Source organism: Psychrobacillus sp. FSL H8-0510, assembly GCF_038008345.1.
Taxonomy (GTDB): Bacteria; Bacillota; Bacilli; order Bacillales_A; family Planococcaceae; genus Psychrobacillus; species Psychrobacillus psychrotolerans.
The window spans coordinates 979,432-995,332 of record NZ_JBBOYZ010000001.1; the positions used below are offsets into that span (position 1 = coordinate 979,432).

Below are 15,901 nucleotides of genomic sequence, written 5' to 3' on the forward strand. Positions count from 1 at the left end.
CTCGCATCTTCATTTCCTTCATTTTTGAAATACTCTAGCTGTGACAAAATATGTTTGAATTCGATCTTCCAAACCTATATAAGGCATTTTGTTGTTTCCTGCATTTATATCGACACCTCTAATCAGAGTATTCGACAGGTTAATACAATAAATTAAAGAGAAAACAATTGAAATTTTACTAAGACTATTAGGTTACACCGAAAGCTCCTTTGTAAATTTGTAAAATCCTTGTAAAGTTTCAGAAAACACACTCATTTAAGCAAGGTGTTATGCTATATTTCAGTGGGAGGTCGGAATACCTATGAAAAAATGGTCTACTATACCAATGCGAATGAAGTATTTAATTGCTATTTTTAGTTCCTTTATCTTATTTGGAGCGATGACTGTCTTATTGATTTTCCAAGTAGTTCACAACCAAGAGTTAGCTAATGATATGGAAGTCTACTCACAAAATGTCGAGAGTGCGGATATTATGCGATCGGAGGTAGCGAGTTTATATATCGCCATTTCTAATTTTGCTGGAGATCCTCTAGAAGAGTTTGACAAAGATTATGAATCGACAAAAGAGAATCTAATTAATCTACAAATTTCTTCAAGGAAACAGATGCCCTATGTAGATTGGAAAACTTTCTCAGAAACCTTACAATCAATACAAACTACATATGAGAATAACTTAAAGGAATCGGTTATGAACAAAGAAAATGTCGCCAAACGAAGACAACTTCAGTCCATCAATGAAAAGTACGTAAGCCTGACAGTATTGCTAAAAGACGCTAGACAACTTGAATCTGACAAAAGAATTCTTTTAATAGAAGAAATGTCAGAGAGTCAGAAAAATACAATTTATATTGTCGTTGCATCGTTTCTAATCGCGGGATTACTATCACTCGCTCTAGTATTATTAACAAATCGACAAATTAAGACTCAGCTTTCGCAAGTAGTACTATCTGCAAAAGATATATCTCTAGGAAAACTAAATAGTGAACAAATAGACATATTATCAAACGATGAAATAGGAGAAGTATCAAAAGCGATGAATGAGATGAGAGCTAATCTTATTAACATCGTAAAAACGATCAAACTTACTGCAGAAAATCTAAGTGCCAATAGCGTAAAGCTAAAGGGATATTCTAAGAATACGGTCGATAGTACAAATACCGTTAAACTAGCTATCCATGAAACTGGTGGAAGCATGCGCAATCAAAAAGAAGCTTCTATCGGTATCCGCTCCTTTCTAGAGGAATTCTCCCATACTTTTGATGAAGTAACAGAGAAGGTTATTAAGTTAAACGGGGATTCAGCTATTGCTGTACAAATGGCGGATGAAAGTGCATTGGCATTGAGAAAAACGGCTGTAGAGTCTGCAAGGTTACGAAACTTATTTAAAGAAGCAGATCAAGAAAGAAAGCTACTTCAAGAAAGAACAGAGGAAATCGCTAGAATGACCACAATTGTACAGGCGATTTCAAAACAAACAAACCTATTGGCACTGAATGCTGGCATAGAGGCTGCTAGATCAGGTGAAGATGGTAAAGGATTTGCTGTTGTAGCTGCAGAAGTGAAGAAATTGGCAGATGAAGTATCTGGTACAGCAAATACTATACGTCAAATATCCAATTCGATTACTCAACAAGGTACTCAAATGGCAAATGTGTTTGTCGAAGGAATGGAAACTTCCAAAAATAATGCTGCAACGTTTAAAATGTTACATCAAAAGATGGATAAAATAGTTTCCTACATAAGAGATTCCAAGTATCAAAACGACCATATGAAAGATTCTATGTTAACTATTGAAAAAGAAAAGAATACTTCTGAGAAACTCATTTTTGCATTAATAGAATCGATAGAATCTAACACAGTACAAATGGAACTAACAGATGACATGCTTCTAGCTAATGTTCAAAATATCGAAAAGCTATCTAAATTGATAAATGATGTGAATGAGCAGGCAATTATTTTGGAGAATTCAAGCACAAGATTTGTAATATAAACTCTACCTAACAAGTAATATTTTTTATACTTGTTAGGTTTTTTATATGCAAACCCTTGGAGAATATAGCTTTTCTTTGTAACACAATTGTTACATAACTGTAAAATTAAAAAGGTTTAAAGAATGGTAACATGAGTTTAGAGAAATAATCAGAAAATTTAAGACCTTGGGGGAACACGATGAATTTGAAATCTATGTCGCAAAAATTCACGGCTATGTTACTATTATCTGTTCTCTTAGTAACAGCACCATTCGCAGTAAATACGCAAGCCGCAAGTTCTGTTAACTCATCTGAATTAGTCGCAACAGCTAAAGATTTAATTGGAACAAAATATCGTGGTGGCGGTACAACAAAAGCAGGTTTTGATTGTTCAGGATTCGTAAGTTATGTGTATAAAGATTTAGGAGTAAGCCTTCCGAGAACATCTTCTGGAATGTACGCTTCGGGTTCTAAGGTAGGTAAAAGTGATTTAGCTTCTGGTGACCTAGTATTCTTTAATACAGCTGGTAAAGGTGTATCGCATGTTGGTATATATATTGGAGACGGAAAATTTATCCACTCATCCTCTTCAAAAGGTGTGAAAATCGATAAGTTAAGTGATCCTCATTATTGGGGAGACCGCTATGTAGGAGCTAAACGAATTGCGGATGTAACAGTAGCGATAAATAAATAAAACATATACATGTCTGTTCTATCGTATAATTTACGGTAGAACTTTTTTGTTTCTGAAAATAGTGTAAATTATCTCATATCATTTGATAATTCTTTCCTCATTATGCATAATGAAGAAATATAAAATTTAAAAATATCGGAAGGAGAGGTGGATTTGAAGTATAATCGCAATGAATATTTTCGTTATACATTTGAAGAACCCTGTGACGCAACCTTTCGTCTAATCAAGCAAAACGAAGGCAATGTTGGTGTGGAGTTATCAAACAAAGGTGCCTGCAAAATCATAGACATAAGTCCGAATGGCTTGAAGTTGTTTAGCGATTTATTTATCTCCATAGATCAATTACATCATGTGGAATTGAATTTCACGTTAGATACAAATCCTATTTCCATGGTTGGGGAATTTGTATGGTCCCACCGAAAAGCATGGGGCCATGAGTATGGTGTTAAGTTGGTTGGAGATAGTGAAAGTGAACAAATGATTATTGGAGAGCTAAAAAAACGTAGACGGAAAGAAATGGAACTTAAAAAGTAAAAAATATTACAAGTTTCGACAAAAAATAAATAAAAACTTTAAAATAAGAAGGATATTTTAAAGGTGGTGTTGAAATATATATATAGAGTTAAATTAAAGGAGGAGTTTTCATGCTAAACTTTAACATTCGTGGAGAAAATATTGAGGTGACTCCTGCAATACGTGAGTACGTTGAAGGTAAGATTGATAAAGTAGACCGTTACTTCAACGAAGAGATTCAAGCGACTGCAAACGTTAACTTAAAAGTGTATAACGACAAACAAACAAAAGTGGAAGTAACAATTCCTATGAAAAACTTAACACTACGAGCAGAAGAACGTAATGCAGATATGTATGCTGCAGTGGACTTAATCGTAGATAAACTAGAACGTCAAATTAGAAAATATAAAACAAAAGTAAATCGCAAGTTCCGTGAGCGTGAAGGTGTAGCTACATTTTTTGCTACAATCGATCCACCTGAAGGAGTAACTGATCATTCCGAAGAGGATGAATATAATATCGTCCGTACAAAACAGTTCGACTTAAAACCAATGGACCAAGAAGAAGCGGTATTGCAAATGAACATGCTTGGTCATAACTTCTTCATCTTTACAGATGCTGAGTCTAATGGTACTCATATCGTTTATAAACGCAGAGATGGAAAATACGGCTTAATCGAAACTAACTAAGCCTTTAAAGACTTATATCCAACTCTCCTCGTAATTGCGAGGAGAGTTTTTTGATTTAATAATGGACCTTATTTGCGTGCCTTTAGAACGAATGGTAAAATGTAGAGTAAGATATTAAATGGGAAGTGAAAATAGATGCTGGGTGTATTAAACAAAGTGTTCGATTTGAATAAACGTGAACTAAAACGCTTAGAAAAAATTGCGGATAAAGTAGAAGCATTAGAAAGTACAATGGAAGCCTTAACTGATGATGAACTTCGTGGGAAAACAGACGAGTTCCGCGGACGTTATGCAAAAGGAGAAAGCATAGATAGTTTATTGCCAGAAGCATTTGCAGTAGCACGTGAAGGATCTAGACGTGTACTTGGAATGTTCCCTTTCCGTGTTCAAATTATGGGAGCAGCTGCTCTAAACGAAGGTAATATTGCGGAAATGAAGACTGGGGAAGGTAAAACACTAACTTCTACATTATCCATTTATTTAAATGCAATCACTGGTCTTGGAGCGCATGTTGTTACGGTCAATGAATACTTATCTAGTCGTGATGCTGCGGAGATGGGAAAATTATATAATTTCCTAGGTTTAAGTGTGGGATTAAATTTAAATTCCATGTCCAAAGAAGAAAAACGTGAAGCTTATGCTGCGGATGTTACGTATTCGACGAATAATGAGCTTGGATTCGATTATTTAAGAGATAATATGGTGTTATACAAAGAAGATAAAGTGCAACGTCCACTTCACTACGCTGTAATTGATGAAGTTGACTCGATCTTAATCGATGAAGCTAGAACGCCTTTAATCATTTCTGGACAAGCCAATAAAGCAGCACTTCTTTATAAACAAGCAAATGCATTTGTACGTACCTTAACAAAAGAAGTAGATTATTCTTATGAAGAATCTACAAAAGGTGTAACACTAACGGATACAGGTGTTGAAAAAGTAGAAAAAGCTTTCAATATAGATAACTTATTTGACTTGACTCATGTGCGTTTAAACCATGCAATTAATCAATCACTTAAAGCCCACGCTTCTATGCATTTGGATGTCGACTATGTCGTTCAAGAAGGGGACATTGTAATCGTCGATTCGTTTACGGGTCGTCTGATGAAAGGTCGTCGTTACAGTGATGGTCTTCATCAAGCGATTGAAGCAAAAGAAGGCTTAGAAGTTCAAAATGAGTCAATGACAATGGCTACAATTACGTTCCAAAACTTTTTCCGTATGTACGATAAGCTATCAGGTATGACAGGTACGGCAAAAACGGAGGAAGAAGAGTTCCGTAACATATACAATATGAACGTTATTGCGATACCAACAAATCGTCCAATAGCAAGGGATGACCGTGCAGATTTAATCTATGCTTCTATGAATGGTAAATACGAAGCAGCAGCGGCTGATATTGCAGAACGCAATAAAAATGGTCAACCAGTTCTAATAGGTACTGTTGCCATTGAAACCTCTGAAATTATTTCTAAATTGTTAACTAAACATGGCATTAAGCATAATGTATTAAATGCCAAAAATCATGAACATGAAGCAGAAATTATTGCGACTGCGGGACATTTAGGTTCTGTAACGATTGCAACAAATATGGCTGGTCGTGGTACAGATATTAAATTAGGTGACGGTGTCATTGAAGTTGGTGGATTAGCGGTTATTGGTACAGAACGACATGAATCTCGTCGTATAGATAACCAATTACGTGGACGTTCTGGTCGTCAAGGTGACCCAGGGGTAACACAGTTCTACCTATCGATGGAAGATGAGTTAATGCGCAGATTTGGTTCCGATAATATGCGTGCCATGATGTCTAAGCTTGGTATGGATGACTCACAGCCAATTCAATCTAAAATGGTATCTCGTGCTGTGGAATCAGCACAAAAACGTGTAGAAGGAAATAACTTCGATTCACGTAAGCGTTTATTACAATATGATGATGTACTACGTCAACAACGTGAAATCATTTATAAAGAACGTAATGAAGTACTTGAAACAGAGAATATGCGTGTACTAGTGGAGTCGATGCTATTTGGCGCAATTGAACGTTTAGTTTCTACTCATACAAGCTCTGAGAATAAGGCAGACTGGAGCTTAAAAGGAATTGAAGATTATGTTCAAGCGAATTTGTTGCCAGAAGGTGTCATTACACAATCAGAATTAGAAAGTTTATCTTCTGAAGAAATGATCGAAAAAATCAAACAAGAAGTTATAAGTTTCTACGATGCGAAAGAAGAAGAAATGACTGCCGAACGTATGCGCGAGTTTGAAAAGGTAGTATTACTTCGTTCTATTGACTCTAAGTGGATCGATCATATCGATGCAATGGATCAACTTCGCCAAGGAATTCATTTGCGTGCATATGGGCAAACGGATCCACTTCGCGAATACCAAAGTGAAGGATTCGCTATGTTCGAAGCAATGGTCGATTCCATCCAGGAAGACGTTGCAAAATACGCGATGAAAGCAGAAATTCGCAATAACTTAGAACGTGAAGAAGTAGCAAAAGGGCAAGCTGTAAATCCAAAAGAAGACAGCGGCCCAGTGAAGAAAAAACCTATGCGTAAAGAAGTTTCTGTCGGACGAAACGACCTATGTCCATGTGGTAGCGGTGAAAAGTTCAAAAACTGTCACGGTGCAGTAAAATAAATATAAATAGCGCAAGACGCCTGTAACCCTCGACCGGACTTGGAAAACTTTATCTTAATCGTAAAGCGACTCGAGAGGTTGGCGTCTGTAGCAAGCCACTAAGAAATGCAGAATACGTTCACATGTCGTTACTATGTTATTGTAACGACAAAGTTTGAACTATAACTAGACACCAGAAAGTCGGAGGAATACAAATGATAGAAATTGCAACAGTACGTAATGAACTAGATAGAACTTCAGGAAAGTTAAAAGACTTTAGGGGGTCTCTTTGACTTAGAAAACAAAGAGGTTCGTATTCAAGAATTAGAGGAGCTAATGACATTTCCTGATTTTTGGGATGATGCACAAGGAGCTCAAAAAGTAATAAATGAAACTAATGCTCTAAAAACAATAGTAGAAGAATATCGTTCTCTTGAATCTACGCAAGAAGATTTGGAAATGACTTTGGAATTGATCAAAGAAATGCCAGATGAAGAGTTGCAAGAAGATCTTGGGAAAGAACTCAATGAGTTTACAAACAAGCTGAGTGACTTTGAATTACAAATGTTACTTAGTGAAGAATACGACAAGCATAATGCAATTTTAGAATTGCATCCAGGTGCAGGTGGTACTGAGTCTCAAGATTGGGGTTCTATATTGCTTCGTATGTACCAACGATGGGCAGATAAACGCGGCTTTAAAGTAGAAACGATTGATTATTTACCTGGAGATGAAGCTGGTATTAAATCGGTAACTCTACTCATTAAAGGACATAATGCATATGGCTATCTAAAAGCGGAGAAAGGCGTTCATCGTCTTGTACGTATTTCACCTTTCGACTCATCAGGGCGCCGTCATACTTCATTTGTATCCTGCGAAGTAATGCCAGAGTTTACAGATGAAATTGAAATTGATATTCGGACAGAAGATTTGAAAGTTGACACTTATCGTGCAACTGGCGCTGGTGGACAGCATATTAATACAACTGACTCAGCTGTTCGTATTACGCATTTACCAACAAATACGGTTGTTACTTGTCAGTCAGAGCGTTCGCAGATAAAAAACCGTGAGCATGCGATGAAATTATTAAAATCAAAATTATATCAATTGAAGATCGAAGAACAAGAAGCACAGTTATTAGAAATCCGTGGGGAACAAAAAGAAATCGGATGGGGAAGTCAAATACGTTCGTACGTATTCCACCCATACTCCATGGTAAAAGACCACCGTACAAATGAAGAAAGCGGTAATGTTCATGCCGTTGTAGACGGTGAAATTGATCCGTTTATTCACGCTTATCTACGTTCGAAAATAAACTAATAGACGTTTTAGAAACCGATGTTATAATTATATAGCATCGGTTTTTTAATTTTCAGAATATAAAAGACAGGGGAAAGAGTAATGAATATTAATGAGTTGAAAAATGAAGACTTACAAAGAAAAAATGTCATTTTATTTTTAGCTTATGCATTAGCAGCAGGTTTAGGATTACTTGTACAAATTATTATTCAACAAGCAGTAGTTGTCATTATTTCAATTGGAATTCCATTTGTCATATCCGTAATTATGTTTATTATCGCTCGAAAGTCGATATATTTCGCTCGTATATTCCCGTATTTTGTCATACTAGCGGGGGCTATTACAGCCGTCAGCATGAGTTATTTCAATGAAGTAAGCATCGCTACAATCGTTTTAGCACTTTTCATTCTAATTCTAAGCAGTTTACATTCAAAGCAGAGTATTTTTGTATACGGTTACATTTTATGTGTGTTCGCAATGATATTAAATGTAATGTGGGATGATTCAGGTATATTTGAAGGACGAACTGTGAATATTTTCTTCATTCAGTTCATAATGGCACTAGGTATCTTCTTACAAGTAAGGCAAAGTAAGAATCTATTCACGAAAGTTGAAAAACTTTTAGAAGATGCTAAAGTTAAATCTGATGAAGAAACATTTCTACATCAAAAACTGGAAACTGCAGTGTCTGTCATTACATCTAATTTGGAGCAAATTCGTACGAATACATTTAATACAAACAATGCACAGGCAGAAATGCTTGTTGCGGTAGGGGAAGTAAGTATTGGTTCTCAAAAACAAGCAGATCATGTAGTGGATATTGTTAAATCTACTGAGGCCACTTCTGATTCAGTAAAAGAAATGGCTGGACATTTACATGAAATCGTCAAACAAGCTGAATTTGCAGAACAGAATGCTTCGGACGGTTCTATAGTGATGGAAAAGATGAAAAATGAAATTGATGAATTCACCGTATTTTTTGTGGAACTCAATAAAACATTTAACGGTCTTTCCGAAAAAATTAATGAAACAAATAATTTTGCGAGTGATATTCGTCAAATAACAGCACAAACTAATCTTCTAGCCTTGAACGCATCTATAGAAGCAGCTAGAGCTGGAGAACTTGGAAAAGGGTTTGCCGTTGTGGCAGAAGAAATCCGAAAGCTTGCTGGTGTCACTGATCAGTCTCTAGAAAAAATAGATGATAATTTAAACCAATTAAACAAATACAATCAAGAAGCTCTTAAAAAGTTAGAAAATGGAGTAAATCAAATTTATGCACAAGTTTCAACAGCCGATAAATCAAATAAATCATTTAATAAACTTCATGAAACAATGAAGAAACTGCAAAACGAGTTAGCTAAGTTCTTAAAGGATGTAGATATTATCTCCAATAATACAGAATCCATTAATATTAGTACGAGTGAATTTGCGGCTATTATTGAAGAAAGTACCGCGACTGTAGAAGAATTCAATGCAACACTTGTGCAAATAACAGAAGATCAGCAGGCAATTGCCAACTATATCGATGAAACATATAAAGAAGCCCAAAGCATTAATACAAAATAGTTACTTAAAGAGTGTGTCTTAGGACATGCTCTTTTTAAATACAAAGTATATAAAATATAGAGTAAACACTCCAGTTTTGTTCATAGAATACTGATTTCCATTTCAGGCGGATGCTTTCCGCGGGGTCTCGACTTTCTCGCTTATATGCTGGAGTCGCCACCTTGCACTCCAATCAGTAAGTGAGTAGTCATTAACTATTAATTAGAAAATGAGCTTATCTAAACACCATAAAAGGTAAGGTTACAGTAACTAACATATTTGCCTAGAATGTTAGTTATCGATTTATATGCATACTGTCCGAAGGCAGTCAATTTAATAGTTACTTATTTTAATAAAAACACAAATATGGTGAACTTTGTTGATTGGTGCGGAGGGAGTACTCCAGCGGTAGCATGAGTTGAAAGCCTCACAGGAACGCTTAAGAGGAACTAAGGCTAAGAACGCCACTTCGTGTGGCAACGCCTTCGTGACCAACATCCTGTTGGCCTGAGGAGATTGAAGCCGTGCCCGCGGAAAGCGTCCGCCCAGAGCAGAAATCAACTTTATAAATATATTTTTAATCACTTATCCATGAACTTGAAACAATTGTATGTATAACTCACTGTTTTGGAGAGATAACATCTATATAAGACAATCCACAACTCTCCTTTTCATCCACTTCACCTCGTCAACACGCTATCTTGTTGAAGTTCACAAATTACTTTTCACTTGTTATACTAGTGCAGGCAAACAAAGAATGTGGATGAAAGAGGAATGAAATGGAAACTAATATTAATCGTAGACAATATAAAGAACCACACCCCATTATTAAAAATTCCAAGGATTATGTTTATGTAATCATTGGTGCAGCTATTATTGCGATTGCATTCAACGTTTTTTTGTTACCGAACCAAGTAGCTTCTGGTGGAGTTAGCGGAATTAGTACAATCTTAAAAGGAGTCTTTGGTTGGGCGCCTGGACTTGTGCAATATGCATTTAATATTCCATTGTTTATAGCAGGACTTATATTTTTAGGCGCAAAATTTGGTATTAAATCGTTTGTCGGTACATTAGTGCTACCAGCAGTTGTACTATTGACGGCTGCCTGGGAACCATGGACGATGAATCCATTACTTGGTGCATTGTTTGGTGGAATTAGTGTTGGTTTAGGTTTGGGTATCGTTTTTAGAGGTGGCGCATCTACAGGCGGAACTGATTTAGCAGCACAAATTATTACGAAGTATACGGGATTCTCTCTTGGGACAAGTGTGCTGTTAATAGATGGATTGATCGTACTTAGTGCAGCTTTTGTTTTTGATATTGAAAGGGCCCTTTATGCGTTAATAGCATTATTTGTTACCACTAAAACGATTGATCTCGTGCAACTAGGTTTTAGTCAATCAAAAATGATTTATATTATTACGAATAAACAGGATGAAATTAGAGATGCTATATATACCGAGATTGATCGCGGTGTAACGAAACTTCCAGCTTATGGTGGGTATACGAATGTGGAAAGACCAATTTTAATGGTCGTGGCTTATCAGACAGAGTTCACAAAGTTGAAACATATCATTAAAACTATTGACCCTGCTGCTTTTGTCATAGTTTCGGATGCCTATGAAGTACTGGGAGAAGGTTTCAAAAGATCATAAGTAAGGTATAATGAGTATGCAGATTAAATTTAACTTAGGGAGGTAATAACATGAATAAGAAACTCTTAGCTTTAATATTTGGAGCAGGATTAGTACTTGCTGCATGTGGTGGCGGAGATGATAAAGCTGATAAAGATACATCAACAGACTCTGGCACTACAACTACTGAAACAGCTTCAGTTGACGCAGAAAAAATTGTTAGCGCAAAATGTATTAGCTGTCATGGTCAAAACTTAGAGGGACAAGGTAACTTCCCGGCCCTTAATAATGTAGGTTCACGCCTATCACAAGATGAAATTTTAAATGTAATTGAAAACGGTAGAGGCGCAATGCCAGGAGGTATTATTTCTGGAGATGACGCAACTGCAGTAGCAGAGTGGTTAGCTGCTAAGAAATAATCTTTGAAAGTTAACAAACGAAATCAGCTGCTCTTTGAGTAGCTGTTTTTTTATTGAAATAAAAGAAGGAATCTTCTCACATAATGTAGAATATGGGGTAGTGGGTACAAGGTATGTAAGTGAAATTTACTAGTTAGGATAAAACGTAGATTCGACTTTAGACAATTCCCCCTATAATTACCTATAAAATGAAATCTAATTGTAACAAATAAAAGCGTATCTAATGTTATAATAGGCGTGTTGCATTTTATGACGAATCTAAATAGGTGGTTTATTAATGATAGAAATGATAAATGTCTACAAGAAATACCCAAATGGTATTGTTGCCGCAAACGGTATTGATGTAAAGATTGAACAAGGTGACTTTGTCTATGTAGTTGGACCAAGTGGAGCAGGAAAAACGACATTCATCAAAATGATGTATCGAGAAGAACGCCCAACCTCAGGAGATATTTTAATAAATGGTATCAATTTAGCTACTCTAAAAAATAGTAAAGTTCCACTTTTAAGACGCCAAATCGGTGTAGTGTTCCAAGATTTTAAATTATTACCACGTTTGAGTGTTTATGAAAATGTGGCGTTTGCATTAGAAGTTATAGAAGAAACACCAAAAGTGATACGACAAAAAGTTATGGATGTATTAGAACTGGTAGGGTTGAAAGGCAAAGCAAGAATGTTCCCAACGGAGCTTTCAGGTGGAGAACAACAACGTGTGTCAATTGCAAGATCCATCGTCAATAGACCCAAACTTGTTATAGCAGATGAACCTACAGGAAACTTAGACCCAGAAACCTCATGGGAAATTATGAATATATTTAAAGAAATTAATGCTCGAGGAACAACAATTATTATGGCAACTCATAATAGAGAAATTGTTAATACTATTAGACACCGTGTTATTGCAGTTGAGGGTGGATTAATCACTCGAGACGAATACGGAGGAGAATACGGTTATGAAGGGTAGAACATTAGCAAGACACTTTAGAGAAAGCTTAAAGAGCATCAGTCGTAACGGATGGATGACATTTGCTTCGGTTAGTGCGGTAACAGTTACATTATTACTTGTCGGCGTTTTCGTCATGATTATGATGAACTTGAACAAAGTAGCAGATGACTTGGAGAAAGACGTAGAGATTAAGGTCTATGTCGAATTAACAGCAGATGAAGCAGCTATTACAAAGCTAGAACAAGATATTAAAGACACAACTGGAATTGAAGAAGTTACATATTCTCCAAAAGGAGAAGAGTTAAGTAAGTTAGTAGTTGATTTTGGAGAAGATTTACGATTATTTGAACAACAGAATCCACTACATGATGTGTTTTATGCTAAAGCTACCAACCCTCAGGAAACAGAAAAAGTGGCAGCAAAATTAGATCGTCTCGATAATACGTTTGAAGTTAAGTATGGGGAAGGTAAAATAGAAAAACTATTCTCCTTCTTGAACACAGGGAGAAATGTTGGATTAGTGCTAATCTTGGCATTACTATTTACAGCAATGTTCCTAATATCTAACACCATTCGTATCACAATTGTTGCAAGAAGAAGAGATATCGAAATTATGAAACTAGTAGGAGCAACGAATTGGTTTATTCGTATTCCATTCATCTTAGAAGGTATGTGGCTAGGGATTTTAGGAGCTATCATTCCTATAACATTAGTTACAGTACTCTACTCTAATATCTATAAATTGTTAGAGCCAAAATTAGAATCAGGAAACTTATTTAAACTGCTCGAATTTTCGCCATTTATTTATCAAGTAAACGCATTAATATTATTAATGGGTGTACTTATTGGTATCTGGGGAAGTTTCATGTCGGTTCGTAAATTTTTACGGGTATAATTGGTAAATTGAAGGGAGCAAGATAGGTTTTGAGAAAACAGTCTAAATGGATGCTAAGAATTATGGCTATAGCTACTACTGGGGCGCTTTTAATAACGACTCCTAGCGCTTTAGCGAATACTCTAGATGATTTAAAACAGGAACAAAAACAATTAGAGCAAAAGAAAAATAATATTGACTCAACTATCAAACATACAGAAGGTAAGATCGATCAAAATGTATCGAAAATAGATCAAATTATGGCTCAAATTAAAGAGTTAGATACTAAGATTATTAATACAGAATCACAGATTTCGGAAGTATTAAACCAAATAAAATTAACAACTACTGAAATTGAAAAGTTACAAGCTTCTATTAAAGAGCTTGAAAGAAAAATTGAAGAACGCGATCAACTACTAAAAGAGCGTATTCGTGCTGTTCAAGTAAGCGGAGGATCTGTAAGTTACCTAGATGTTTTATTAGGGGCAAATAGTTTCATCGATTTTATCGACCGTTTTTCTGCTGTCAACACGCTGATGGATGCAGATCGTACTATCTTAGAAGAGCAAGCAAATGATAAAAAACAATTAGAAGAACAACAGGCAAGTTTAAACAAAAAATTGCAACAGCAAGAAGATAGCAAAAATGAGCTTTTAAGTTTAAAGGCCTCCCTGGATGGACAAAAAGCTTCTAAAGGTAATTTAGTAGACCAACTAGAGGTAGAACAAGCAAAATTACATGAAGAAAAAGAAGTTTTAGAAACGGAATATGACGAAATTCTAAACTTAAGTCAAGAAACACAAAACAAAATAGTTTCTGAACAAAAAAGATTAGCAGAAGTTGCAAGAAAAGCAGCTGAAGAAAAGAAACGTAAAGAAGCAGCAGAAAGACAACGTCAGCAAGCAGCTAGTGGTGGTGGCGGTGGTGGTGGTTCTTCAATAGCCATTCCAAATGTCTCTGCTGGGGCATGGACAAAACCAGCATCAGGTCGATACACTTCTGGATATGGTAGTAGAACACACCCAATTTCAGGAGGAATAAAAACTCACTACGGTATTGATATTGCGAACAGTACAGGTACACCAGTACTATCTGCTGCTGATGGAGTTATTTCTTATGCTTCTCCACTGAGCACATACGGGAATGTAATCATGGTGACACATTCTATTGATGGCCAGACATTTACTTCTTTATATGCGCATTTAAGTAGTATTAAAGTTGGTGTTGGACAAGTTGTATCAAAAGGTCAGATTATTGGAGCGATAGGTACTACCGGTAATTCTACTGGACCTCATTTACATTTTGAGATTCATATTGGAAACTGGGAAGGTATGGCCAAAAACTCTGTTAACCCACTGAGATATATTTCATTATAATAGTAACCAACGCTTTTCCATTCGTGGAGAAGCGTTTTTTTATTGTAGATTTCATAATAGAATTCAAGATAGCTTATGGAAAGGTACTACTATGATTTACGTTCCGTGCGTACGCTTTCCGCGGGCGGTCCGTGAGCCTCATGCAGAGTCTCACCTGGACACGCTGTTGCCGTGGAGTCGCCGAACAGCACTTCAATCAATAAGTTAGTAGGTATAAACTTTAAAACTCAATTGATTTAGTAGTATAAAAACGATGAATTGGAAATTTTAAGATTGAAGGAAAAACACTAGCTAGATTATTCAGCAAATAACCGATAGTAGTAAGTAACAAAAGGCAGTTACTACTGTGATTTCCGTTCTGTGCGGACGCTTACCGTGGGCGGTCCGTGATCCTCTTGCGGAGTCTCACCTGGACACGCTGTTGCCGCAGGAGTCGCCGCACTGCACTGCACTTCAATCAATAAGGGAGTAGTGTTAACTTTGAAATTGAATCGATTTTAGTAGTATAAAACGATGAATTGGAAATTTTAATATAGATGGAAAAAACACTAGCTAGATTATTCAGCAAATAACCGATAGTAGTAAGTAACAAAAGGCAGCTACTACTGTGATTTACGTTCCGTGCGTACGCTTTCCGCGGGCGGTCCGTGAGCCTCTTGCAGAGTCTCACCTGGACACGCTGTTGCCGCAGGAGTCGCCGTACAGCACTTCAATCAATAAGTGAGTGGGTGTTAACTTTGAAATTGAATCGATTTTAGTAGTATAAAAACGATGAATTGGAAAAGGTTAATTAAGAGAAAATGATTCAGATCTATAGAAATTAAATCCAGTATCATCAGTGGTACTTAGGATGTGCGGCCAGCACGCATCCGTTTAGAGAACATTTTCATTAGCATAAATATCATTTACTCATTCAGGAACGTTAAATACAAGCGGAACTGATTCAAATACTCCCACAATTCACTAGATACTGGCGTTCACAATGGGTTTACACACCCTGCATACTCGCGAAACGGAAAAAATTGTCATAAATTAGCAAGAATGATTACTTTCTAATGATTTGTCTCTTTAGAATAATCTTCTCTATGTCATCAGCAGAAACTAGGAGGTGCGCCTTCCAAGCTGCATGAGCGCGAAGAATGAAACTTCCCAAAGGATGAAGGAGCTGAAAGCGACCATCCTAGAAGGCTCATGCGTAGCTGCGACCAGCGTACATCCGTTTAGAAGACATTTCATTAATCATTTACTCACTCAGGAACGTTAAATACAAGCGGACCTGACACAAATACACGCACAATTCACTCGATACTGGCG

The 15,901-nt window shown here is 36.4% G+C and carries 12 protein-coding genes; all 12 read left to right on the plus strand.

Annotated elements, in window-relative coordinates:
* The first annotated feature begins 301 nt into the window (after nucleotides 1-301).
* The 12 genes from MHI40_RS04710 (at nucleotide 302) to MHI40_RS04765 (ending at nucleotide 14,587) form a co-directional block, all read left to right on the plus strand.
* Complete coding sequence (locus MHI40_RS04710; RefSeq protein ID WP_340761739.1) at nucleotides 302-1,990, plus strand: methyl-accepting chemotaxis protein; 1,689 nt, start codon at nucleotides 302-304, stop codon at nucleotides 1,988-1,990.
* 179 nt (nucleotides 1,991-2,169) lie between these two features.
* Nucleotides 2,170-2,664, plus strand: coding sequence for a C40 family peptidase (locus MHI40_RS04715; RefSeq protein ID WP_340761740.1), 495 nt, complete (start codon nucleotides 2,170-2,172; stop codon nucleotides 2,662-2,664).
* 153 nt (nucleotides 2,665-2,817) lie between these two features.
* Nucleotides 2,818-3,198, plus strand: a complete 381-nt coding sequence (locus MHI40_RS04720) for a PilZ domain-containing protein (RefSeq protein WP_340761741.1) — start codon at nucleotides 2,818-2,820, stop codon at nucleotides 3,196-3,198.
* 110 nt (nucleotides 3,199-3,308) lie between these two features.
* A complete protein-coding gene (hpf, locus tag MHI40_RS04725) occupies nucleotides 3,309-3,866 on the plus strand; it encodes a ribosome hibernation-promoting factor, HPF/YfiA family (protein WP_340761742.1) in 558 nt (185 codons plus the stop codon).
* A 135-nt stretch (nucleotides 3,867-4,001) separates the two neighbouring features.
* Nucleotides 4,002-6,512, plus strand: coding sequence for a preprotein translocase subunit SecA (gene secA, locus MHI40_RS04730; protein ID WP_340761743.1), 2,511 nt, complete (start codon nucleotides 4,002-4,004; stop codon nucleotides 6,510-6,512).
* A 194-nt stretch (nucleotides 6,513-6,706) separates the two neighbouring features.
* Nucleotides 6,707-7,811 (plus strand): peptide chain release factor 2 gene (prfB, locus tag MHI40_RS04735; protein ID WP_407691709.1). Its coding sequence is split into 2 segments (ribosomal slippage): nucleotides 6,707-6,772 and nucleotides 6,774-7,811, totalling 1,104 coding nucleotides; the frame shifts between segments, so codons are not numbered across the junction.
* Nucleotides 7,812-7,892: 81 nt separating this feature from the next.
* Entirely contained in the window at nucleotides 7,893-9,359 is a 1,467-nt protein-coding gene (locus MHI40_RS04740) for a methyl-accepting chemotaxis protein (RefSeq protein ID WP_340761744.1), read from the plus strand.
* Between the two features lie 758 nt (nucleotides 9,360-10,117).
* Complete coding sequence (locus tag MHI40_RS04745; RefSeq protein ID WP_093537314.1) at nucleotides 10,118-10,993, plus strand: YitT family protein; 876 nt, start codon at nucleotides 10,118-10,120, stop codon at nucleotides 10,991-10,993.
* A gap of 50 nt (nucleotides 10,994-11,043) precedes the next feature.
* Nucleotides 11,044-11,391 carry a cytochrome c551 gene (gene cccB / locus MHI40_RS04750; protein WP_093537315.1) on the plus strand — a complete coding sequence of 116 codons (348 nt, stop codon included), beginning with the start codon at nucleotides 11,044-11,046 and terminating at the stop codon, nucleotides 11,389-11,391.
* Nucleotides 11,392-11,668: 277 nt separating this feature from the next.
* Entirely contained in the window at nucleotides 11,669-12,355 is a 687-nt protein-coding gene (gene ftsE / locus MHI40_RS04755; protein WP_093537316.1) for a cell division ATP-binding protein FtsE, read from the plus strand.
* A complete protein-coding gene (gene ftsX / locus MHI40_RS04760) occupies nucleotides 12,345-13,232 on the plus strand; it encodes a permease-like cell division protein FtsX (RefSeq protein WP_093537317.1) in 888 nt (295 codons plus the stop codon). The genes ftsE and ftsX overlap by 11 nt, the downstream gene beginning before the upstream one ends.
* Nucleotides 13,233-13,261: 29 nt before the next feature.
* Entirely contained in the window at nucleotides 13,262-14,587 is a 1,326-nt protein-coding gene (locus MHI40_RS04765) for a murein hydrolase activator EnvC family protein (RefSeq protein WP_340761745.1), read from the plus strand.
* The last annotated feature ends 1,314 nt before the right edge of the window (nucleotides 14,588-15,901 follow it).

Bases quoted from the DNA above. Each gene is read 5' to 3' on its own strand.
- MHI40_RS04710 (WP_340761739.1), top strand. From the start codon at position 302: ATGAAAAAATGGTCTACTATACCAATGCGAATGAAGTATTTAATTGCT.
- MHI40_RS04715 (WP_340761740.1), top strand. From the start codon at position 2,170: ATGAATTTGAAATCTATGTCGCAAAAATTCACGGCTATGTTACTATTA.
- hpf (WP_340761742.1), top strand. From the start codon at position 3,309: ATGCTAAACTTTAACATTCGTGGAGAAAATATTGAGGTGACTCCTGCA.
- secA (WP_340761743.1), top strand. From the start codon at position 4,002: ATGCTGGGTGTATTAAACAAAGTGTTCGATTTGAATAAACGTGAACTA.
- MHI40_RS04740 (WP_340761744.1), top strand. From the start codon at position 7,893: ATGAATATTAATGAGTTGAAAAATGAAGACTTACAAAGAAAAAATGTC.
- MHI40_RS04745 (WP_093537314.1), top strand. From the start codon at position 10,118: ATGGAAACTAATATTAATCGTAGACAATATAAAGAACCACACCCCATT.
- cccB (WP_093537315.1), top strand. From the start codon at position 11,044: ATGAATAAGAAACTCTTAGCTTTAATATTTGGAGCAGGATTAGTACTT.
- ftsE (WP_093537316.1), top strand. From the start codon at position 11,669: ATGATAGAAATGATAAATGTCTACAAGAAATACCCAAATGGTATTGTT.
- ftsX (WP_093537317.1), top strand. From the start codon at position 12,345: ATGAAGGGTAGAACATTAGCAAGACACTTTAGAGAAAGCTTAAAGAGC.